General features: G+C 41.4%; 23 protein-coding genes. All 23 read right to left on the bottom strand.

All coding sequences use genetic code 11. The features are described 5' to 3' along the window. Window positions 1–4: 4 nt before the first annotated feature. The 23 genes from BUC01_RS10670 to BUC01_RS10555 all read right to left on the bottom strand — a co-directional run bounded on the left by BUC01_RS10670 (window position 5) and on the right by BUC01_RS10555 (window position 20,206). Window positions 5–1,066 (bottom strand): hypothetical protein, encoded by a 1,062-nt coding sequence (locus BUC01_RS10670; protein WP_025831304.1) that lies wholly within the window; start codon window positions 1,064–1,066, stop codon window positions 5–7. Between the two features lie 8 nt (window positions 1,067–1,074). Further along, window positions 1,075–2,271 (bottom strand): ATP-dependent Clp protease proteolytic subunit, encoded by a 1,197-nt coding sequence (locus BUC01_RS10665; RefSeq protein ID WP_025831305.1) that lies wholly within the window; start codon window positions 2,269–2,271, stop codon window positions 1,075–1,077. Between the two features lie 141 nt (window positions 2,272–2,412). Further along, on the bottom strand, window positions 2,413–2,646 hold the full coding sequence (locus tag BUC01_RS10660) for a hypothetical protein (RefSeq protein WP_025831306.1): 234 nt from the start codon (window positions 2,644–2,646) through the stop codon (window positions 2,413–2,415). Then, window positions 2,643–5,462 (bottom strand): coiled-coil domain-containing protein, encoded by a 2,820-nt coding sequence (locus BUC01_RS10655; RefSeq protein ID WP_073313703.1) that lies wholly within the window; start codon window positions 5,460–5,462, stop codon window positions 2,643–2,645. Before BUC01_RS10655 ends, BUC01_RS10660 begins: the two co-directional genes overlap by 4 nt. A gap of 3 nt (window positions 5,463–5,465) precedes the next feature. After that, entirely contained in the window at window positions 5,466–7,259 is a 1,794-nt protein-coding gene (locus tag BUC01_RS10650) for a hypothetical protein (RefSeq protein ID WP_025831309.1), read from the bottom strand. Further along, complete coding sequence (locus tag BUC01_RS10645) at window positions 7,256–8,350, bottom strand: hypothetical protein (RefSeq protein ID WP_025831310.1); 1,095 nt, start codon at window positions 8,348–8,350, stop codon at window positions 7,256–7,258. The genes BUC01_RS10650 and BUC01_RS10645 overlap by 4 nt, the downstream gene beginning before the upstream one ends. Continuing rightward, window positions 8,331–8,813, bottom strand: a complete 483-nt coding sequence (locus tag BUC01_RS10640) for a hypothetical protein (protein ID WP_139261856.1) — start codon at window positions 8,811–8,813, stop codon at window positions 8,331–8,333. The genes BUC01_RS10645 and BUC01_RS10640 overlap by 20 nt, the downstream gene beginning before the upstream one ends. A gap of 47 nt (window positions 8,814–8,860) precedes the next feature. Continuing rightward, window positions 8,861–9,295: a hypothetical protein gene (locus tag BUC01_RS10635; protein WP_139261855.1), complete on the bottom strand. Its 435-nt coding sequence runs from the start codon at window positions 9,293–9,295 to the stop codon at window positions 8,861–8,863. Beyond that, window positions 9,270–9,839 carry a hypothetical protein gene (locus BUC01_RS10630; RefSeq protein ID WP_025831313.1) on the bottom strand — a complete coding sequence of 190 codons (570 nt, stop codon included), beginning with the start codon at window positions 9,837–9,839 and terminating at the stop codon, window positions 9,270–9,272. The genes BUC01_RS10635 and BUC01_RS10630 overlap by 26 nt, the downstream gene beginning before the upstream one ends. A gap of 44 nt (window positions 9,840–9,883) precedes the next feature. After that, window positions 9,884–11,080, bottom strand: coding sequence for a PBSX family phage terminase large subunit (locus BUC01_RS10625; protein WP_083595459.1), 1,197 nt, complete (start codon window positions 11,078–11,080; stop codon window positions 9,884–9,886). Continuing rightward, window positions 11,064–11,495, bottom strand: a complete 432-nt coding sequence (locus tag BUC01_RS10620) for a hypothetical protein (protein WP_139261854.1) — start codon at window positions 11,493–11,495, stop codon at window positions 11,064–11,066. Before BUC01_RS10620 ends, BUC01_RS10625 begins: the two co-directional genes overlap by 17 nt. A gap of 59 nt (window positions 11,496–11,554) precedes the next feature. Beyond that, a complete protein-coding gene (locus BUC01_RS10615; RefSeq protein ID WP_073313699.1) occupies window positions 11,555–12,343 on the bottom strand; it encodes a GREB1-related protein in 789 nt (262 codons plus the stop codon). Continuing rightward, window positions 12,300–13,034 (bottom strand): ParB/RepB/Spo0J family partition protein, encoded by a 735-nt coding sequence (locus BUC01_RS10610; RefSeq protein WP_159106498.1) that lies wholly within the window; start codon window positions 13,032–13,034, stop codon window positions 12,300–12,302. Before BUC01_RS10610 ends, BUC01_RS10615 begins: the two co-directional genes overlap by 44 nt. Before the next feature lie 6 nt (window positions 13,035–13,040). After that, window positions 13,041–13,448, bottom strand: coding sequence for a DUF488 family protein, N3 subclade (locus tag BUC01_RS25675; RefSeq protein ID WP_034524223.1), 408 nt, complete (start codon window positions 13,446–13,448; stop codon window positions 13,041–13,043). Window positions 13,449–13,553: 105 nt separating this feature from the next. Then, window positions 13,554–14,234 (bottom strand): DUF6633 family protein, encoded by a 681-nt coding sequence (locus BUC01_RS10600; RefSeq protein ID WP_217653892.1) that lies wholly within the window; start codon window positions 14,232–14,234, stop codon window positions 13,554–13,556. Further along, the gene (locus BUC01_RS10595) at window positions 14,116–14,625 is read right to left on the bottom strand and encodes a hypothetical protein (RefSeq protein ID WP_217653891.1); all 510 of its coding nucleotides are present in this window, start codon (window positions 14,623–14,625) and stop codon (window positions 14,116–14,118) included. The genes BUC01_RS10600 and BUC01_RS10595 overlap by 119 nt, the downstream gene beginning before the upstream one ends. Window positions 14,626–14,918: 293 nt before the next feature. After that, on the bottom strand, window positions 14,919–15,269 hold the full coding sequence (locus BUC01_RS10590; RefSeq protein WP_025831321.1) for a VRR-NUC domain-containing protein: 351 nt from the start codon (window positions 15,267–15,269) through the stop codon (window positions 14,919–14,921). A 475-nt stretch (window positions 15,270–15,744) separates the two neighbouring features. Continuing rightward, on the bottom strand, window positions 15,745–16,044 hold the full coding sequence (locus tag BUC01_RS10580; protein ID WP_025831323.1) for a hypothetical protein: 300 nt from the start codon (window positions 16,042–16,044) through the stop codon (window positions 15,745–15,747). A 2-nt stretch (window positions 16,045–16,046) separates the two neighbouring features. After that, the gene (locus BUC01_RS10575; protein ID WP_025831324.1) at window positions 16,047–16,274 is read right to left on the bottom strand and encodes a hypothetical protein; all 228 of its coding nucleotides are present in this window, start codon (window positions 16,272–16,274) and stop codon (window positions 16,047–16,049) included. Between the two features lie 50 nt (window positions 16,275–16,324). Beyond that, window positions 16,325–16,561, bottom strand: a complete 237-nt coding sequence (locus BUC01_RS10570) for a hypothetical protein (RefSeq protein WP_025831325.1) — start codon at window positions 16,559–16,561, stop codon at window positions 16,325–16,327. After that, window positions 16,558–17,892 (bottom strand): PcfJ domain-containing protein, encoded by a 1,335-nt coding sequence (locus BUC01_RS10565; RefSeq protein ID WP_025831326.1) that lies wholly within the window; start codon window positions 17,890–17,892, stop codon window positions 16,558–16,560. Before BUC01_RS10565 ends, BUC01_RS10570 begins: the two co-directional genes overlap by 4 nt. Further along, window positions 17,892–18,332, bottom strand: coding sequence for a PcfK-like family protein (locus BUC01_RS10560; RefSeq protein ID WP_025831327.1), 441 nt, complete (start codon window positions 18,330–18,332; stop codon window positions 17,892–17,894). Before BUC01_RS10560 ends, BUC01_RS10565 begins: the two co-directional genes overlap by 1 nt. Before the next feature lie 164 nt (window positions 18,333–18,496). After that, window positions 18,497–20,206 carry a DEAD/DEAH box helicase gene (locus BUC01_RS10555; RefSeq protein ID WP_025831328.1) on the bottom strand — a complete coding sequence of 570 codons (1,710 nt, stop codon included), beginning with the start codon at window positions 20,204–20,206 and terminating at the stop codon, window positions 18,497–18,499. Window position 20,207: the final 1 nt, after the last annotated feature.

Here is a 20,207-nt window from a genome sequence, read left to right as displayed (position 1 = left end):
TCTATTAATAAGCTGCGTGGAACATATCATCTTCAAGCAAGGAAGTGCCCATCTTACCTTGTGCATAGATGTAATTACGTCTCTCTTTCCTTTCAAACCAAACATCGAGGTCTGAGATCAGGGCATCTTGATCTGTACCTACCATGAACTGTTTGACATTGCCGAATACCATACGATAAGGCAGATTTAATTTTGTACCGCTATTTTCATAGGCACTGATAAATCTGTCCCAAATGGAGATACGGGCAATATTCACTCCATCATACTTTGCGACGTCGAATCCATCAAAGATCGTGGTCCACTCCATTTGTTCATGATAGGTCTTCTTCACATCCCAGTGCAAGGCATCAGCCATGTACTTGGTCATCATAATCATAGAACCAGAATCAGCGGTGACACGGCTATCTGTATCCATTAACATCGTGTCTACTATTCCAGTAGCAACTCCCTGAACCAGCATTGCAGCTTTCTGTTCAGCAAACGTGGCTTTAGCATTGGCGGCAATAGCCGTAAGCTGTTTTGCATTTGCAGCACATTGGGTAAAGATTCTCTTAAACAGACCATCACAAGTAGTAAAGAGTTCCTTCTTCACATCATCAGTCAATACACCACCATCTGTAATGTGTTTTGCATCCTTGTTACCGAACCAGCCAAATCGCCAGATCATTCTCATCATCTGTCTTTCCAATGCCGGGCGGATGATGTAGGTCATAAACTCCGTAGAGGTCAGATCACCTATCTCTGTACCTGTCTTCAACGTATATTCAGCAATAGTCCCATTCAACGCTTCATAACAAATCTTGATAGGGATATTCCAGCTACCCAACTCCCAACGTTTCTGGGAGTTCACAATACCAACCTCCTGATATACGGGGTCACATCCTCCACCTTCAACACCGACATCATCCATATCACCGATAAAAGCTACCGGATCACCATTCTTCACCTTTTTCAAGGTGGTATACTTGTTGAAATCCTCATCCTGATTAATGGTAAGAGGAATCAACTCTTTCAAATCCTGCACATCTTTCGGGTTCACCGAGATGTTCTCAAAAAAATTAGCCATAGGTCAATTTACTTTTTCTTGTTATACACTCCTTCTTTTCTCTCACGAATCTCTCTCTGCATCGGAGTCTCTTCCGAACCTCTTTCAGCGCTTCTGCTGGCATTAGTTCCCGACACTGAACGTCCTTTCACTTTGAATGTACTGCAATTCTTAGCAAGCCATTTCTCGCCTCCAGCCATCTTTACAGCATTCAGAATTGCAAGTTCAGAATCACTCTTCGCTTTGGCATTCGAATCACCTAATTTCTCTTTCAATTCAGCATTCTCAGCTTCCAGATCAGATACTTTCTTTTCCAATTCGGCAATTTTCTGATCTTTTTCATCGCCATCTCCACCACCATCATCATCTCCAGAAGCCGCCGGTTTGATCTCTGTGATTGCTCCATCAACTACCACGATAGTAGCACCATCGGGCATCACATGCTCACCATCAGGACTGGCCGCATCTCCAACCTGCGGTTCACCTTCATCTCTCTCAACCGTCAGCGTTCCACCATCGGCTGTGCTCAAATCCATACCTAAAGCCACGTCCTCAATCTTTGAGTAACCCAGCTTTCCCAGAAGCTTATCCAATAAGTTCTGTTTCACCTCAACATTTCCTGTTTTAGCCATATTATTAAAATTATTGTTATTAGAGCCCTTCTTAGCTGACGCTGGGGCTATTATTTCCGAAATAATACCTAATGCTTTAGCTCGATCTGTATCTATGAACTTATCTTCATTCATCAAAGCTTGCATCTCATCCCGATCACATTCACATCTTTCCACATAGAGGTCGAGCATCTTATCTTGTTCTTTCTGTAATCCTTCTGCGCTCTTCCTCAAATCTTCTGCTGTCAATGAGTCACCCAAAGCATAACTGGGAACCCACGGGTTATGCACACAGATGTTTGCGCTCTTATATGCCTTTCTCCGCTCTTTGGGTGCTGCCATCATTATGATAGTAGCCATTGATGCAACCTTTCCCTCGACTATAGCTGAAATCTCTTTCCCTGATGCCCGCAACTTATCATAGATAGCCCAACCCTCGGAAACCGATCCACCATCACAGTGTAAGCGGATATCTACAGCGTTGTCTTTCTCATCCATCCCGGAAAGAAACTCATCAATATCCTTGAAACAGACTCCATCCATACCCATGCACCACTTCAGGAACTGTTTATCTTCCTCTGTAGTAATCTCATTATAAATCTTTAGAACTGCCATATCTTAACCTTTTAGGACAAAGTTAGATACAACCAGAAGCGTAAACGAATTTCTCACCATTATACAACTATCATGCGCTGATAGCAAAAAAAAGAGGGATGCCCATCGACACCCCTCATAATCACAAATTACAGAAACATATTACACCTTCACAGGCTTGCTGAACTTATCAATTATCCTGTATACTGTAGCCTGTCCAACCGAATACTCATCAACAAGAAACGCTACGATGTATGTCAATTTATGACCTTCCTTCTTCATCCGCAGATACTCACGGAATAACTCGATATGCCTGACATCAGAAAGGTTCACATTCGCATCATTCAGAACATTCATTGGACCTTCATACACCTTTATCAAATCAAATACTGTCATACACTTCCAAGATTTTCAAGATACTTCACTCTATTAGATACAGTTGTGTACTCTTCCACAGATAGAACAGGAGGCGGCGCCATACCCATTCCTTTTGCCACAGCTTTAGCAAGCATATCCTCACCCAATGCCTGATTGGTCGTTGCAGTCACATTGATTGGTATTCCGCCTCCCATCTGATTAAAGGCTGATAACATAGGGGAGAACATAGAAGTTGCGGCTGCTGTCAGAACTGATTCGCCATCGGAAAGCATTGCAGGAATTGAATCACTCGTTCCAGAACCTGGACCAACTACCGAACCACCCTGAGCGAACTTTGCACTCTTCACTGTCTTGGTAGCTGTGGCAATATTTGCCAGAACCGTTGCAATAGTGGTTGCAATAGCTGCCATATTACCAGGGAACGGAACACTTTGAGCTTGTGCAACACCTGCAGCAATAGCCTTTCCCGTATTTACAGCAATCTCTCCCAAAGCAAGAACCTTTGACAGCTTGGCGAAAGTCGTATTCTGTTCACCTAACGTTTCAATTAATGATCCTAATCCTCCTGTAATACTTTCTATTGACTGATACTTCGTCTGTTCAATCTCTACCTCTTTATCAGTGAGGGATTGTTTGGCATCATTGAACTCATTCTGTTTCTCCAATTTTCGGAGGTTGAATTCTTCAACGGACTCACCCTCCAATTGCTGCATGGAATCCAACTCAGCTTGTTTCTGTTCCATCTTCAACTGGAGAACTTTCACCTCATCATTTCCAGCGGCCGCAATCTTCGTCTCAAATTCCAACTTCAAAGCATCTTGCTGTTTCTTGATCACGGAATTATTATGCGATTCCATCAGCTCGTCATTGAGTAGGTTATACTTCTGACGAATAGCCAACTTGGTAGCTTCCCTTTCTTCAACTGATGCAATTTCAGAATCAGCCGCTGCAAGTTCCGCCTCTTCTTGTTTCATCAATTGCTGTATCTTCAACTGATATTCAGCTTCGGAACCTTTCTCCACAGTCTGCAATAAGAGAGCTATTCGCTTCTCTTCCTTTTCGATGCTCTTCTGTACCTCTTCATCCGATAATTTCTGTAATTCATTGACCTTTTCCTGTTCCTTTGCCTTAATTACCTGACGGATGGCATCCTTCGCTTTCTGCGTGAGATTCTTTTCCTCTACAAGCTTCTTTTTTAAATCCTCAATCTCTCTGTCATAAGACAAGGTGATCTGTCGCCTTTGCTTCTCTATGCCGTCTTTAATGAGAGATAGCATTGCATCTTCTGCCTGCCGGATAGCTTCTGTTTCTTTCTGAGCTCTTTCCTTACGAATAGTCACTGCCTCTTCTGCAGCTTTCTTGGCAGCGTCCGCTTTTGTCTTTTCCTCTGTGATAATCTGATTATTCAACTCTGATCTCTGGGCATTCATCTCACGAATCTTATTGTTATAATCAATATCGGCACGAATCACAGCGGCTTTTGCTTCGGCCAGCTTATTGTTCATCTCCGCGTCATTCTCTGCAAGGGAAGCCTCTAACTCCAGGTTCTTCAAATTAAGCTCAGCAATATTCTTCTTCTCATCTGCCTGTTCTCTTTCCAACCTGATAGCTTCTTCAAGAGCATCCTTTCGCTGCTTGGCTGTATAATTCGCTTTATCTGTAACTTTGGCACGCAATTCAGATATAGCTTTCTCTCTTTCAGCACTCTTCACTATTTCAGCGCGTGTTCTCTTTTCAAACTCAATCTGAGATTTCTGTAACTCAACTCTTTCCTGAATCTTCTGATTTTGTTCCTGGAACGCATCACCCAGGATAGGAATACTCTCGCACATCTTCCCAATCCATCCAAGCAACTTTCCGCCAGTCTCTATAACGGTGAGTATACCGGAAGCCAATCCCGTGATGAGATTTGAGATGAAATCCAATGCTACACCCAGAGGAGCCATTGCTACTTTCCAACGATTCATGTTATCCTCACTGCCCTTGATACCTTTCACCAATATAGAAATGGCTACCGCAATCGAAGCGAGAAACGCAATGATAGGATTAGCCATCAGGGCAAGAAACTGTTTACCCAACATCTGAGCTCCTGTTTTTGCTAATACAAAACCATTCCGAACACTTCCTAACTGCTTAACCATATTCGCTGCAGTCATAGCCCACGGATTCCCAGCTGTAACGAATCCCAATACAGAGCTATTCAAATTGCCAGATTCTTCCTCTGCGAAGTTAAGTGAAAGCTGTAATTCATCTAATTTCTTTTTTGCCTTCTCCGTGGATTCTGCATGTTCACCTTCTGTTTTGACTAATTCTTGATACTTTTTATTGGCTTCCTCAACCTGCTTTCTCAACCCTGAAAGTGCATCACCTACTGACTTCTCATAATTACCGACATTCCGATAGAACCTTTGTGTTTCCGCTTCCGCTTCCTTTAATTGCAGAGTAATATCATTAATATGCTCTCTTATCTTTTGTCCTTCTGCACCCTCTCTTTCCGCCTTAGACAATTCATCATAAGCTTTTGTTGAGTTAGAAAGTTCGGCCCTCAATGATTTCAAGGAGCCCTCTTTCTCTTGCTGAGTTTTAAGGTTATTCCGAGTCTCTTTCTCCAATGCGCGTATCGAATCCTGAGCCTCTTTCATCTCTGCTTTATTCTGAGCTAAGGCTGCCCGATACTCCAATTCATGCTCCGTGTCTTTCTTCATCTCTTCTCGAAGCCTTTTTTGTGTAGCCGTTAATTCATCAACTTTCTTTTGATACTCCAATATACCAACAATAGCATCTCCATATTTCACCTTGATACTCAATATCCTTTCATCTTCATTATTCGCCATAACCTACACCTCCAACTGTAATAATTTGCACTCACAAACTCCCGTATCTTCCGCTTTCACAGAGATTAGGGCGTAATATCTTCCATATTGTCCCAGATATACCGGAACCGTTACATCCAACTCTTTCAAATCAATATCACTGATCTCAATTTTTTCCGTGATGATAACCGGATTTCGGACCATTTCTTGGTATGTTTGATAATTCTGATTTATCAGAGTCATCCAATCAAGCCCAATAAACACTCCTTTAGATTTTCCATTATCATCTTGTTCAAGTAAAATACGTGGTTCTACTGTTTCGTACTCCAATTCCCCAGATACATCATAAGTATAAATCGGAACGCTGGCAATTCCACCACGAGTATCACTTGCAGCAAAAGGCATCATAATCGTATCCTTCTCTAAATCGAGGGTATTGTTTTCGACAACAATAACCCCATTGAACAATCCTACTACGGTCTCATCTTCCTTCCATTTTAGCCGGTTGTTCTGAGCGAAATTATCGAGTATATATGACATTTTATTAGGCTTATTATCCTGATATGATGCAACTACTTTTTTCGTCCAATTTTTCGCCCTCGATTTATTGTTTTTAATTATATCAATAGATACGAATGACAGTTGATTTTCTTCCTCTGAGGCTATGGCAAACAAGCCACAGATATAACAAAGAGACTTGATGAAATCTATCATCTTGATCTTAGGAAGATTTTCAGCTATAGAGAATTTATCTCCTATTTGGATTTCTTTGGGCTTCATAGAAAAAACAACCGAATTGCTTTCTATTCTATTCACATTTGCCCACCCTTGTCGAATCCCTATCGTGAAGAAATACCCTTTCTGAATGTCAATTTCATAGGGTATATTGTAATGATAGGGATATTCATCATCAATAATTGTATAGGGGAGATATTGATAATTCTCATCTATCCACGATTCCCCATATAAAAGGACCAGATTATCATTTTTACTCTTGAAATTGGGGGTTATAACCATCGTTCCGTCAGCAAGTACTTTAATAGATCGAACTATAATACTACTTCCCGTTGCGAAATTATATTGGAATGCTTCTCCAAATTTAGACCCTTCCTCTTTTTTATTCCAAAACAATAGGGAATCTTGCGATCCAGCGATATCAACTTTACAATAACGTTCCTGCTGATTTGCATATCCTCCATTTCGATACAAACAAGGAATAATCAACTTAGATATTACCTGTCTTTTTTCCTCTGGCCACCTAAATGTTAATCCATAACCTGCTTGAATACGTTCTACAATATGGGATGCACGTACGGAAGGATGGTAGGTCACTGCCGTTTCTTCTTCTTTAAAACCGAAATTTATCTTTGAAACAATTACTCCCGAATTCTTTTCATAATCACTTATTGCAATGTTCGAATCCCATTGCACATAATCCTCAGAAAAAAGTTCATTCAAGGTTTTTCCTTCCCCTATGAGATTACTCAATGATACGAAATTCCCCCATGTTAACGCTACTTCTATTACTTCTGAAATAGATAATACTACAGCCTTACCATTGGGTATAATCTCAACTCCATTCCGGATATACCTTGCCGAATGATACTTTCTCGGATAGTCCGTACTGCATGCCGGCAAATCTGCATGTTTAATAACCCTCTGATTCCTGACCGTCTTAGGTAACTTAATCGTATAGCTATTATTGCTTACGATCTTACTGAGATCAGTAAAGAGATTACTTTTAATGTTCAGAGTAATTTTGGTACTATCATCTAAATCTACCAATTCTCCATCAATAAACAATAAGTCATTTCTCATAAGCTTTGCACTCTTGTTTCAGGTAATACAATCGTTGCCACAAAATCCTGCAGAACAGCACGTGTCTTATTATACGTGCCAACAGATACATTTACCCCCATCCAACAATCTATATCTGATCCAAACCCCATATACATATCAACCACAGGAGACAATGCAAGTTGGAATAAGAAATCATACATATCACTATCAACCAAGGGGGCACATACGAGTAGTGTATTCTCTTCCGTCTTTTTCTGCTTTCGTCCCGTACCTCCATGATATCCATTTACGTAACTATAATCTTGCATGTTATTACGGATAAACTCTCCATCATTAGTAACCTGCCTGCTTTCATCACCTCTCTTAAAAAGCCAATAGCAATAAAAACCATGTCTATTAATCCAACGGAGATAAACCCCCTCATCCGAATTATCCACTAACAGACGAACATTAGACGCAACATTCATCAACGCCATAAAAGTGAAGTCAAAAGTATTATCAAAAACATTGGCTCCCGTACTTGATCCGGGTAAATTGAAAACAAGTTCATTCTCCGCATTTATCTCTTTCAACATCAGATTATGGACTTTACGCTCATTCACTACAATTGGAGCTAAAGAAATTCCATCAGCAATGACATTTATACTACTTGAACCAGCTGTATACATTCCTACAGAAAAAGGGAAATTCTTGAACCAGGTAAATACACGATCACCATTATATCTTTCTCCAATTTTCATCGCTCCCCAAATCACAAAGACATTAAATTGGAAACTATCAGCTAATGTCCCAGGCGTATCATAGAAATCAAGTTCCACAGAGAATAACCGTCCTAATTTGCTATCTTGTGCTCCAGATATAGAATAATCGACTTCATTGAAATTTATCATATCAAAAGCTGACTGCATATAGAATGAGACATCAAAGAAACAAGTTGCACCGAACATTGCGCGTTTCTCTTCATGTTTACCCTCTGACTGGATATCTATCACTGTCATTACTACACTTGCTCCAGTATATCCAGATACATTTATAACTACCGGATTGAAACAAAATGATATTTCATCCGGATACTCTACGGTTATACCGCTAATCACTTCCTTCCTCATTGATACTATTAATGTTTATTGATTCTACGTCCTTAGCGAATACCGTCATTATACGATCAAGGATATTCTCAACCGTCTTCGGTATCTCGTTTGAATAAATATCATCACGTCCTCCATTCCTGAACAGTCTTGTACCTCCATTCCTGATACGATACGCAATCGCTCCGGCCAGGCTTAGATCACCTCTTTCCTGTGGAGTATACTTTGGCTTCCATCTGGTACTGGGCTTCCGAATATACGGAACAGGGGATGCACTGATTCCCTTATCCTTCATCCATTTCAATATCACGAACCGGAATCCTCTCGGCACCGGCCCGGGCTTTCTACCCGTCTCCAAGCTACCGAAATAAGCCCGGCCGAATAATACCCCGCCAGCATCAGAAATTTGCTTCCTGATGCTCTGCATTGTCCGTCCTGATGCCTTTTGCCCAGCTCGCAAATGATTGGCAATAACTCTCTGCATGAGCGAATCCAATTCATCACCGATTATCTCTAACTGTTTCTCTTTACTCATACGCAACTATAAGCCGACTCCCTCAACGACAATGGAACACCTATACCAGATAATATATCAGACATCTTTTCCGTGATTACATCATAGGGGACGTCTCCCTCGACAGGTTCAAAATACCCTGATTTATTCACCTCTGAAACAAACTTCTTCGCCATGTCCTTCATTCGTGAATAAACTTCCTCGTTCTCATCTCCATCTGCATCTTTAGGTACCTTATCCATGAACACCACATAACAATTTGGTTTATCCTTCACCCGTCCACGGCTGAACGTGAACACACCAGACACTGGCATCACGCAAATAATCGCAGGTAATGATACCTTAGATAATTTACGATCAATCGCTTTCCAATCATCGAACACATACGACATCCCGGGGAACTGTTCTCCCACGATCTCTTTTAATTTACTTTCTACTGTTTTCATCCTCATACACCTTCCTTAATCTTAGTTCATACTTTGCTTTCTCTGAATCAATCTGCAAACACTTATACACTCTCATCCAAGGGACAGCCATAACTTCCTCATGATCTCTTATTCCCATGCGTTGGGCATAATAATCCACCGTTCCAAATACCCCGAATCTGAGTAATTCAATACCTGCCTTTCTTTCTTTATCGGTAGGCTTCCGATTCGTCGAAGCAAAGAGTTTATTTATCCTCTCCATCTCCCTGGCAGCCCATGCCGCAAATCTGACTACCTCCGTCGCACTGGCTTCCATCACTTCCTCATCGCTCATTCCCATAACCACCCGTAGAGGCACTATGAACATGCTGCCTACCTCCTGAATACCTTGAAGCTCTATCACCTGACCGAAGGTTAGATCATTCAGATCATTCGGCACTACCTTTCCGCTAACAAACTTCGGTTTACTCAACGTCTCAAACTGAAACGGCTTTTCAAAATACCCATGATGCAGAATCCTGAACCACTCCGAAAACATCATCTTCTTTCTTTTTGTCAATACTTCACTCATGACCAACTCTCATTTTTCGATATTAAAACTGACATTATGTAAACTCAATCGACCTCCATATAGGTAGCTTTCGCTCCACTTGAAACCCTGCGGGCACTCAACTTCTTCAAAGCTACATACCGGATAGCATCTATTCCGTGGTTCCAGACATCAATGGGGACATTCAACATAACTCCATTTTTGTCTACTTTCCATTTATATCTCTTCATCTCCTGGATAATACCTGTACTCCGTCGGGTTACATTGATCTTGTATCTCTGTAATATCTGGAGACCATTATTCACACTATCCGCACCTTTCGACGACGGCTCAACTCTGAAACCAAAACTATTGATCTCTGCAATACTCTTAGGTTCTGCGCAATCAGCTATCACCACATCACGCTTAGTTATCCCGTTAGACTTCATTATCTTCGCGATCATAGGGTTATCATATCCTGCCTCAAATAACAGTTCATCAATCCATAACTCACCATGTGCAAGTCTTAGATTCTCCAAGGCTGATGGGTCATTACTGAAACCGAAATCCAGACCATACCAGTTCCCTTTGCAATCCAAGACCTCTGGCACCCGGTCCACTATACGGAATTCTGGGAAGATCAAACCTTTCAGCTTACCTGTCTTTCCACGGGCATATACTTTCCAAAGCTCATAATCCTCGATATTCTCTATCTTCTCATGCTCTTCTTTGGAAAGGAAAGGGTTACACCGATGATCAGATATGATTAGCTTCACATTATCCCGTCCTATTACGCTATCATGAACCCAGAATCGGGCAGAGGGATTATAATCCAGAAAAACCTTTCGCCGGGTACGCATATCAAGCTGCCAATATATCCCGTAAACAATACCATCGCACTCATTAATGAACAATACATCACGCTTACCGGACTTCGCATCCTGTTCATCCTTGAATGAAGTAAATTCCAATACAGAACCATTGATGCACCTTATCACTCTATCACTCTCATTGAGATACGGGAACCAAGCCTGTAAGATAGGAGAGCGGTTAAGAATAGTCTTCGCATCACGGTATGCACCCTTCTTTAAGTTGGGAATGTCTTGACCTACGATTGTAACCACAAGGTCAGGCTCATTCATAGCCATCTCGAAAAGAAGCTGCATGATTGAATAGGTCTTACCTGAGGATGTTCCTCCCTGATTGACTACCGTACGTTCTTTGGCTTCCTTATTAGCCATAAAGAGATCAGACACCTCAAATACCTCATTTTCGTTCATCATTCACCTCATCCTCTGAATTCGCAAACTTCGCCCCAGACTTCACATAATTCACCGTCACACTCGTTGCAACCTTTGATTCCACTTCATCTTTCGGCTTCTCACCTAAAATATCTCGGATAGCATTGAATGCCTGAACATCTCCGGCAGCCGCTTTCTTGAAGACACCGACGACTGCCGCCATCTTGTTTGTCATATCTTCCGGACTGATGCCCATCTCTTCCATCAGTTTCTTCGCCTTATCAGAATATATCGGTAACTCACCGAATATCTCACATAACTCACGCAACTTCTTTTTCTTCTTCTTAGCTTCTACTGATGCAAGTCCTCCTTTCCTTCCAGCCTCCACCGCTTGATCTCGGCTTACTTTACCTTTCTCAAATGGCTTTAAATTTTCGATTCTTTTCTCCTTTTTCATGTTCTTTCTCTCCATCCTTATACTTACTCATCCAACAAAAGAAAATCTCACAGAGCCTTTCAGATACCCTTTATAGGGATATGGATAATAGGATTGTAATCATCCAATTTCTTTTTCTTTGAACGTCCCTTGTTTGTTGTATCTAATTTCACAATATCAGAACCCCACTTCTGGCGTAGAGCTTCTATCTGTTGTTTCTCCCGCTCCCTGTTTCGATATGATGCACATCCTCCCTCATTCACCGACTGCTTGCATACATAATGGTAAGCGTTCACTCTCAATATCACTCTCTCCAGATTCAACTGCTGAAGTGTCATATCATAATCTTCCTTCAATGGCAGGGCTTCATCATAGAAACACCTGTTCCCCTTCATGAAGCACTGGAAGGGACCTAACACAGGGGAGACTGTAGAGAACGGGGATGCATGACGGTATCCCATTGCATCAGTGATAATATTCACTCCCCAGAATTTTGCTCCGATCTCTTCCGCGATGATCGAATACTTCTCCACGAACATCAAGAAATCATCTGTCTCAACTTTCTCTTTGATGTACCCGAATAAACTATCATCTTGCTTCACATATCGCTCCAGACGGTACAAATCATCATCTACGATACAAACCACATCATAACCGGCTGCCAGCTCTTGGTGAAGGATATAATTTCTTATCCTCGCTACGTTGCCCTGAATACCTTTCGGACATGATATTATCTCTGCATCCGGATAATTCTTCCTGTACTCATCCGCTTCACTTTCATCTACCCAGACCTTACAGAATGGAAGATAAGACAGGGTTAGAACCTCACTCGCTCTTTTGTAACTCGGTGTGTTGACTGATATTCTCATTCTCTCCCTCCTTATGAATTAATAAATTATTGATCGCATTAGGCCCATACAATACTCGGCCAACTGCATACTTCTCCCGTCCTTTGGATATGGTTCCATCTGATCGGGTAGAAAGACACCTCACAGACTTCAAACCAAAGAGAGTCTTTGCCTGTAACCAATCTACTTCATTGTCGAAGTAGAGAACCAGGTAATTATGCTCTTCATTCAATACCTCCGTGAATGGTACATCTCCCTTTACCTCATCCGGCTCCGGCTTCTTCTCATATATTTCCAGACCGATACACCATTCTGTCAACTCATCAGCTTTCCAGTTCTCTGCAAGAATATCCAGGTCATTCTCGCCAAAAGCATTATTATCCTGAATGATATACTCCCTGAGTTTCTCCGGGGGAGTATCTTCCGGAAGAACCTTGCACAACACGGTTTTATATCCCAGCTCCTTATATGCTTTCTTGCGCTGATTCCCGCCCAGGATTACATACTTTCCATTGAAAGGGTATACCTTTACCTCGCTGAGCTTTCTCATCTCTGGAGAGCGCTCAATGCTCATCTTCAACTCCTCAAACCGGCGTTTAGAAATCTTCCTCGGATTCTTCGGTACTCCGGGAATCTGACCTTTATTCTCCACCAATAAATCAATTGGCAATTCTTTGATCTCCACATTGAAATCTTCATCAATCTTCTTCATACTCATTTAGAATAAATTTAATTGTTCTGGTACTGGCGCCTCGATCTTCGGCACATAATCAAACTCTCTCACCTCAATTCCTAACTTCTCCATGAACCACTCCGCGACCAGGTGACGGTGACAGAATTTCTCCGGACTCTCATAACACAATAATGCAATAGCCACCTTCTTGTCATTACGCACCATGATCTCCAAATCCTTGTACACCTTCATCGGGGAATTCATTCTCAGTATCTTGCTGAATTCCTTACGGTATTCATCTGAACTAAGCCCTAACATACCTCTTCTGGGGGCTAACTCTACATAGGTACGCCCGCCAAACCAACGTGGGGGGATAACAGTAATCGATACCGGAAGAATATTACTTTCCTGTAATCGCTTAAGCTTTCCGAAATAACTTGTATAAATCTCCATTCTCTTATCTTTTTGTAAATGCACGCAAACAACAATAAAGAGCAAACAGAATGATGCTAATACACATCTATCCGTTTGCTCTCCATTAATCAACCAACTAATTAGTTAAACCCTAAATCTTTCTCCCAGGAATAAACCTAATGTCTCAGAAAATTTCCCTTCCTTAATCCACTGCTGGACTGTCTCAGGTGGGATCGCCTCTGATTCCATTTTCAATCGCTCCATCTCTCTATCTTCCTTCTCTTTCTTATCATAATAGGACGCCAACATCTGGCGCCTCTCTGCCATGAACTTCTTCATAATCGACATCAAGCGGACAGTATCAAGGATTCCGTAGAATTCGCCGAAGGTCCCGGACTTAACTTTCAGGAAGAACAATGCAACCTCCGCGATATTCAGATGGCCATACTCACAACTGATAATATGTGCAGCTTCATCCTTCTGCGTTGACTTCATTTTATCCCTCACATTACAAAAATCATTCAAATCCTCAATCATTGCCGCTACCCAATCTCTCAACACTTCGATGCTATATACTTCACGAATTTCCCACATCGTAGGATAATTCATTTGACTACATGAGACATAATCAGCCGCCCGCTCGCGTAACCTCCATTGAATGGTAGGGTTAAACCGAGTGGCGAATTCTGCCGGACCACCGAAAGATTTAATGATCTCCGTTCTTCTCCCAGAACTTACGTTCACTCTCTGCAAAGCGTTCATAGAGCGATTCCTTGTAACCATCTCCTTCACCGCTCTTTTTGCTACTGCTCCGATTGTTTTCATACTCTTTTTGTTTATCGTTCAATAACCATTTGTTTGCTAACGAATCCCAACGCCAGATGGCGGCTCCCGATGAAGTATGCCATCCCAGACTATCATAATGGAAATAGAATTGTTGCGCCTTATCAAGTGCATCTACTACTCCAAGACCAGAAAAGAAATCTTCAACCTCCTGCAATGTAGGGGGTACGAACTCCTTTTTCTTTCTCTTCTCTGGTTCTGGAGCTTTAAACAACTCATCTAATGGCTTTTCAATCTTCTTCCGCTTAGGGGGCCTCTGTACCGGCTTCTGATCTTCGGGCACTGGGCTGGGTGTTGGGGTAGGGGAAGGTATCTCATCTACTTCGATTTCCTCCGGCATCTCCGTTTCTGCCTCCGGCTCTGCTGTTCTCATCGGTCTGCCTATATCGACATTCTCTAATATCTGGTAAACAGGAGAGGAAGACCTTCTTTCACCTTTTGTAAAGTTTATAAGTCCTTTATCTCTTAATGAATCTCTAACACTGAAAAAAGTCCTATCTGTCATCCTTAATTCATTTAGCAAACTTCTCGTACCAATCTCAAATTTTTCTTCTCTATTATAATTATTCCATTGACTTAATAAATAGAAATACAAACACACCTCTGTAGGAGTGAACGGATCAATCCTATTCATCCGCCAGAACTGGTTTATCAAGTCAATATAACTCATCCTATGTATCCTCTTATCTCTTTCACAAACTCCTCCAACGAATGGCAGAGGACATACTTTCCCTTCACTCTCTCAACTAATCTCTGGAATACCTGCTGGCTCTCACTCTGCATACCTCCCGGCTTCTTCATCTCGATACACAGGAACGCATAACCAGACCTGGGTAATAACAGAAGCAAATCCGCTACACCTGCCCGCACACCTTCATCCTTCATGATCTTAGCCGTCCACGCATTTCTTGCTCCACCATTAGGCACAGCAAAGAAGAGTGGCTCAATAGCAGGATATACCTGCCTGAACCATCTTACGCAATCCTTTTGAATCTGACTTTCTGTCTGAGGTTTCATTACTATTTCATTTTTCCAATCAAATTACTACCGAGCTCCGACCAATCATCCCCAAATACTAACGGCCAACCAAATATGCTAATTGCAAGAATTACCGAGGCTACCAACCAGAGAACCCACATCACAAACACTATAATATTATTCATACTATTTGATTAAATCAGAAACATACGCCCATCTGATAGCATTATAGTCTTCAAAATCCTTTCTGATATTAGATGTAGCATACCATGATGTTAAGTTCCCGCTACTAAATTGCACACATATATGCTCACCTTTCTTCGGCTCCTCACTGACTTCATGCCAAGGGGATTCTTTTCTCCCATTTTCGTAACCTTTCGCATATACTTTCCGCAAATAGCACTCTATTACATGAGGTTGGTTTATTCGATTAGCCAATTGGCTTACTATGTCTTTTAACTTCATTTCTAATTAGTTTTTAATTAAATGACTCTCTTTCCTGCGATAGATTGCCTTACATTAATAGTACCCGATAGTTCAGAGCTATCGGTAGAGTATTGCAATTCCGCAAAAAATCCATTTCCTTATCATATCCTTTAACTCTCGACCAAGCCGAACCGTTTCTGATTTCATTCCCTTCACTATCTGTAATAATGCATAATCCATTGCATGATAAAAGGGTTTGACCTTTAGGAATTTGCAAGGCGATTTCTTCATTAATCATTGAAGAATACTTCTTGAATATCCTATCAACTTCAATTTGAGCCTCTCTAATAGCTTGATTTTTCAGCTTTTTTATCTTTGATATATTCATTTCTAAATTGTTTTAATCAATTCGTAATCATCTGGATGGAAATCAAAACAAACTCCTAATTCTACTTGAATGCCTACACGATATTCACCCTTATCTACATCTTTCCTATCTTGAAAGATAAGAGTACCTCCGTCATGGTATTGTTGATGGCATTGTACGCTATCTTTAATTCTCACGTTTGTACCTTTGGGGTATTTATATATATCACCTTGCTTTAATATCTTATTCATTACTGTATTGTTTTGAAGATGACTCGCGATTTACGAGGCCATCTGATTCTTTATATTTCCCTCTTTTCTTTCGCCCTCTTACAACATCCTTCCACCATGCAGAACTTACACCATGATTGCAGAGACTCATGTATTTCTCCATTACGTCGATACTTCAAGGGATAAAAATATTTCAGACGGAAGTATTTCCCGCAATGGGTGCAACGTTTGTGTAATGCCCCGTCGATATTCATGTAGTTACTCTTCCTTCTGCCAACAGGCAGACCATCATTTCCGAGTGTTATCATGATGCTACCTTTTTGCGGATTAAACCGATGTTCTGTTTCACAAGCCCAATAATGCGGTTATGATATTCGGTATTCTTATTACATACTCCGCGAGACTGAACCACCTGCATAGTAGCCAAATTTAGTTCTACAGTTTCCAAGTGCTTTCCTTCCTTATCCTTTGCAGACAGAATAAGAGAATTCTTATTTTTGAAATATTGATTACTATACACACAATGATGCATAATTTCCGCTTCTTCAACAAACTCAGAAACGCTTTGCAAAACCGTTATTATGATGTCTTCGGCGTTGATGCACAAGCCAAAGAACCGGCCTTTTTCTTTCTTATACTCTTCTTCCCACTGCGCAGCTTCCTTAAGACGTTCTTCAAGTTTCCGCTTATTCTCTATGCGTCTCTTCCGCTTCATCAGCTTGTCGTGTTCTGCTTTCAGGTCCCGGGGGCAGACATAGCGGGCGTTATGAGTATCCATATTAAAATAAGCCAGCATGTCCATATAATCAAACCATATAGACGCATCATCTATTATATACCCATTGCGGTTGCATATATTCAGGGCATGGGCGTAGGGAATAGTATACTGACCTTTCAATAGCATGTGCCTGAATACAGACAATTGTCCGGTTTTTACCATAGTCTCGGCGACGGGATTAGATAATAACTGCCGGATCACATCTATTACTGATACCCTCAATTTCAAAAGTTTATTCGTCCAGCCATTACGTTTTAATATGGGCGTCACCCTGACTACCGGATAGAAATAATTGTCGGACACATCGAAAACATCCTGCATCTCATAATAACCTGAAGCCTTATGATTATGAAACTTCACATCCATCTCACTATCATAATTCCAAGTAAAATGAAATGGACTACGCGTATATTGTTTGCCCAGAATAACCTCTTTGCCATCTTCTGATATCCAATTCTGATATATTTCAGACATAAAGAATTTTACAGCAGTCCCCTTCGTGTTATTACGCTGTACATCGAAGGAACGAATAACCATCCATCCTTTGTAAGGCTGTATTATAGAATATATCCTTTTCTCGTTGGAATAACGCCTATTTGATTGGTTCCAGTGTTCCAGCACCAGGCTTTCGCCACACTGCGGGCAAATATGTGTTCCCACGCCAATAGATACAGCAAGCGACGGTTTTAGTACTTCATCAACATGACCGCAGCACTGGCACCATACTTCACCCTTCTTCCAATAATAGCCGGTGTTCTTGAACAGATGCTTATACGGATATTCCCGTTGAGCCTCTGTCAGCGGTGGAAGCTGATTAGATAGTTCCACCACCTGTTTCTGTAATTTAGTCTTTGGTTTCATTAGAATAAACTCATTTGTTGGACTTCTGTAACTTCTTTCTTTGACCGTGATGGCTTTTTCTTGAGCAAAACATATTGCTCTTCCGCCAGACGCTTAATTGCTGCTTCACGCGCTCTTTTCTCATCTTCCTCAGTAAGCTTTACTGGTTTGGATGCGGATGCGTTGTTGCTGGTGACGGAAGCGGAGGCCTTAACGTTGGCAGGAAGTTTATTTAGCTTAATGTTGTCTTCATCATAGTAGTGGACAGCTAATCCGAATACTTCATCATCGGACATGCATACGGCATTGCCTCTTTTCTTGGCTTCTCCCATGATATATGTGCAACACTCATCTATACTCTTATTCTTCTTTTTATAAGCAACAGCAAACAGTTCATCAACCTTTGCCCGCTCATCCAAATAAGACTGGATGGCTTCCTTCAATGGGTTTTGTTTACTCATAGTACTTTGTTTTAGAACATTAATAATTCAATCTCAAAACACAAGAATATGACAGATATACTAATCTTATATCCACCATTCCGACTTTCATTCCCCCAGAATACCCCAACTGATGGAGTTAACAGGGCCTTGTCTCTATTCATTCTTAATTTCATAATTACTATCTAAATCTTATCCTTGAACATATCCATAGCGAGGTTTAACATCTGTTCTTCCTTACTTACAGTTGATTCCTCCACAACATCATCCGTTCCCGTCACGTCATTGCTGATTTCCTTCTTGGTCTGAATAACCTGATACATGTACTCATCAATCGTACCCTTTCCCAGCAAATACCGACAGAGAACCGCATTCTTTTGACCATTACGATGTGCCCGGTCTTCCGCCTGGCAACAATCCGCATACGTCCATGGGAACTCGATAAACAACACATCTGAACTGGCTGTCAGTGTTAGACCTGTACCACCTGACTTGTAGTTGAGCAGAATGATTTTCGTTTTCTCATCCGTCTGAAATGCATCTACCGATCTTTGCTTTTGCGCATCATTATCTTTCCCGGTGACAGTAACCGCATCAGGGAACTCATCTTTCAACTGAGCAATCACATCTTTCAAGAACCCAAACACAATCAACTTATTACCACCTTCCACCGTATCACTTATTAATTCCGTAGCCGCCTTAATCTTTCCACGGGCAGACACCTGTTTCAGTATTCCCATCTGCACCATTACTTGTCCTCTCATTGCTTTCTGAATCTTCTCATCATCGGCCTTCTTGTACTTGCGCAGATACTCTATTATATTGCGCTCAGCGACTTCATACTCAGTTCTATTAGTAATGTCTACAGTGATATACATTCGGGTCTTATCAGGCAACTGGGTAAGCACATCCTTCTTTAGCCGACGGAAGAAACAGACCTTTCTCAGTTTCCAATTTAGTTCCTTCGAATTACTTGATTTACTAATCCCGGAACAATATCTTTCGGTGAAATACTTATAGCCTCCGAAATCATCCAGGCGATCCAATATCTTCAACTGTTGGATGAGATCGGTATTATTGTTCACTACTGGAGTACCCGTAAGTAGAAATATCCATTCTTTCCCTTTACATATCCCCTCGACAAACTTACTCTGCTGTGTTTTGCTGGACTTACATTTCTGACTTTCATCAACTATCACAGACCGGAACAAATCTACGCGAGAATCAAAGCGGATACTTTTTAGAGTGAATCGGTTTGATTCCTTGATACCAGATACAAAGAATTTCTTTAAGCTCTCATAATTCGTGATGAAGACCTTACACATTGGTTGCCCTTGCTGATTCTTCATCTCCCAAAATGACTGCCATGTCTGCCGGTTCTTATCATCCAAAATCACTGCCTGAATACCGGCAAACTTCATAAACTCACGCTGCCAATTCATTTTCAATCCGGACGGACAAACAATTAGGCACGGCCATGCTTGTGCTATCGAGACCGTGCCTATTGCTTGCATCGTTTTTCCTAATCCCGGCTCATCACCAAAGAAGCAACGCTTATGAATGAGAGCATACGCAATTCCTTCCTTCTGATAATCATAGGGATCAATCTTTAACCCATGCTCAACCTTCAATGTCGGCATAGGCGGCAACGTGTAGTCCTGAACCGGTTGTTCCTCTTTATAAGCCTTAACACCTCCACAATACCTGTTCTGTATCGCCCAATCAGCCATCACTTTCAGGTAATTGTAATCGGCAGTGCTTACCTTCCAGAACTTACCATCCATGTTCCACTCGGCACTTGGTATCCTCTTCACACACTTCAACATCATTGGGTGAAAATCGAATGAAACCTTATAGCAATTCGGGGTGAGTACAATCTTTAAAGGACCTAACATC

The organism is Bacteroides stercorirosoris (assembly GCF_900142015.1).
GTDB lineage: Bacteria > Bacteroidota > Bacteroidia > Bacteroidales > Bacteroidaceae > Bacteroides > Bacteroides stercorirosoris.
This window is presented reverse-complemented; position numbering and strand designations above follow the sequence as displayed.

Excerpts from the sequence above, each read along its gene's own strand:
- BUC01_RS25675 (WP_034524223.1), bottom strand. The coding sequence starts at position 13,448 with ATGGAGATTTATACAAGTTATTTCGGAAAGCTTAAGCGATTACAGGAA.
- BUC01_RS10660 (WP_025831306.1), bottom strand. The coding sequence starts at position 2,646 with ATGACAGTATTTGATTTGATAAAGGTGTATGAAGGTCCAATGAATGTT.
- BUC01_RS10665 (WP_025831305.1), bottom strand. The coding sequence starts at position 2,271 with ATGGCAGTTCTAAAGATTTATAATGAGATTACTACAGAGGAAGATAAA.
- BUC01_RS10655 (WP_073313703.1), bottom strand. The coding sequence starts at position 5,462 with ATGGCGAATAATGAAGATGAAAGGATATTGAGTATCAAGGTGAAATAT.
- BUC01_RS10570 (WP_025831325.1), bottom strand. The coding sequence starts at position 16,561 with ATGATAACACTCGGAAATGATGGTCTGCCTGTTGGCAGAAGGAAGAGT.
- BUC01_RS10620 (WP_139261854.1), bottom strand. The coding sequence starts at position 11,495 with ATGAAAAAGGAGAAAAGAATCGAAAATTTAAAGCCATTTGAGAAAGGT.
- BUC01_RS10625 (WP_083595459.1), bottom strand. The coding sequence starts at position 11,080 with ATGATGAACGAAAATGAGGTATTTGAGGTGTCTGATCTCTTTATGGCT.
- BUC01_RS10635 (WP_139261855.1), bottom strand. The coding sequence starts at position 9,295 with ATGAGGATGAAAACAGTAGAAAGTAAATTAAAAGAGATCGTGGGAGAA.
- BUC01_RS10575 (WP_025831324.1), bottom strand. The coding sequence starts at position 16,274 with ATGAATAAGATATTAAAGCAAGGTGATATATATAAATACCCCAAAGGT.
- BUC01_RS10645 (WP_025831310.1), bottom strand. The coding sequence starts at position 8,350 with ATGAGGAAGGAAGTGATTAGCGGTATAACCGTAGAGTATCCGGATGAA.
- BUC01_RS10580 (WP_025831323.1), bottom strand. The coding sequence starts at position 16,044 with ATGAATATATCAAAGATAAAAAAGCTGAAAAATCAAGCTATTAGAGAG.
- BUC01_RS10555 (WP_025831328.1), bottom strand. The coding sequence starts at position 20,206 with ATGTTAGGTCCTTTAAAGATTGTACTCACCCCGAATTGCTATAAGGTT.
- BUC01_RS10600 (WP_217653892.1), bottom strand. The coding sequence starts at position 14,234 with ATGAAAACAATCGGAGCAGTAGCAAAAAGAGCGGTGAAGGAGATGGTT.
- BUC01_RS10670 (WP_025831304.1), bottom strand. The coding sequence starts at position 1,066 with ATGGCTAATTTTTTTGAGAACATCTCGGTGAACCCGAAAGATGTGCAG.
- BUC01_RS10640 (WP_139261856.1), bottom strand. The coding sequence starts at position 8,813 with ATGCAGAGAGTTATTGCCAATCATTTGCGAGCTGGGCAAAAGGCATCA.
- BUC01_RS10560 (WP_025831327.1), bottom strand. The coding sequence starts at position 18,332 with ATGAGTAAACAAAACCCATTGAAGGAAGCCATCCAGTCTTATTTGGAT.
- BUC01_RS10610 (WP_159106498.1), bottom strand. The coding sequence starts at position 13,034 with ATGAAGAAGATTGATGAAGATTTCAATGTGGAGATCAAAGAATTGCCA.
- BUC01_RS10650 (WP_025831309.1), bottom strand. The coding sequence starts at position 7,259 with ATGAGAAATGACTTATTGTTTATTGATGGAGAATTGGTAGATTTAGAT.
- BUC01_RS10615 (WP_073313699.1), bottom strand. The coding sequence starts at position 12,343 with ATGAGAATATCAGTCAACACACCGAGTTACAAAAGAGCGAGTGAGGTT.
- BUC01_RS10590 (WP_025831321.1), bottom strand. The coding sequence starts at position 15,269 with ATGAAACCTCAGACAGAAAGTCAGATTCAAAAGGATTGCGTAAGATGG.
- BUC01_RS10595 (WP_217653891.1), bottom strand. The coding sequence starts at position 14,625 with ATGAGAACAGCAGAGCCGGAGGCAGAAACGGAGATGCCGGAGGAAATC.
- BUC01_RS10630 (WP_025831313.1), bottom strand. The coding sequence starts at position 9,839 with ATGAGTGAAGTATTGACAAAAAGAAAGAAGATGATGTTTTCGGAGTGG.
- BUC01_RS10565 (WP_025831326.1), bottom strand. The coding sequence starts at position 17,892 with ATGAAACCAAAGACTAAATTACAGAAACAGGTGGTGGAACTATCTAAT.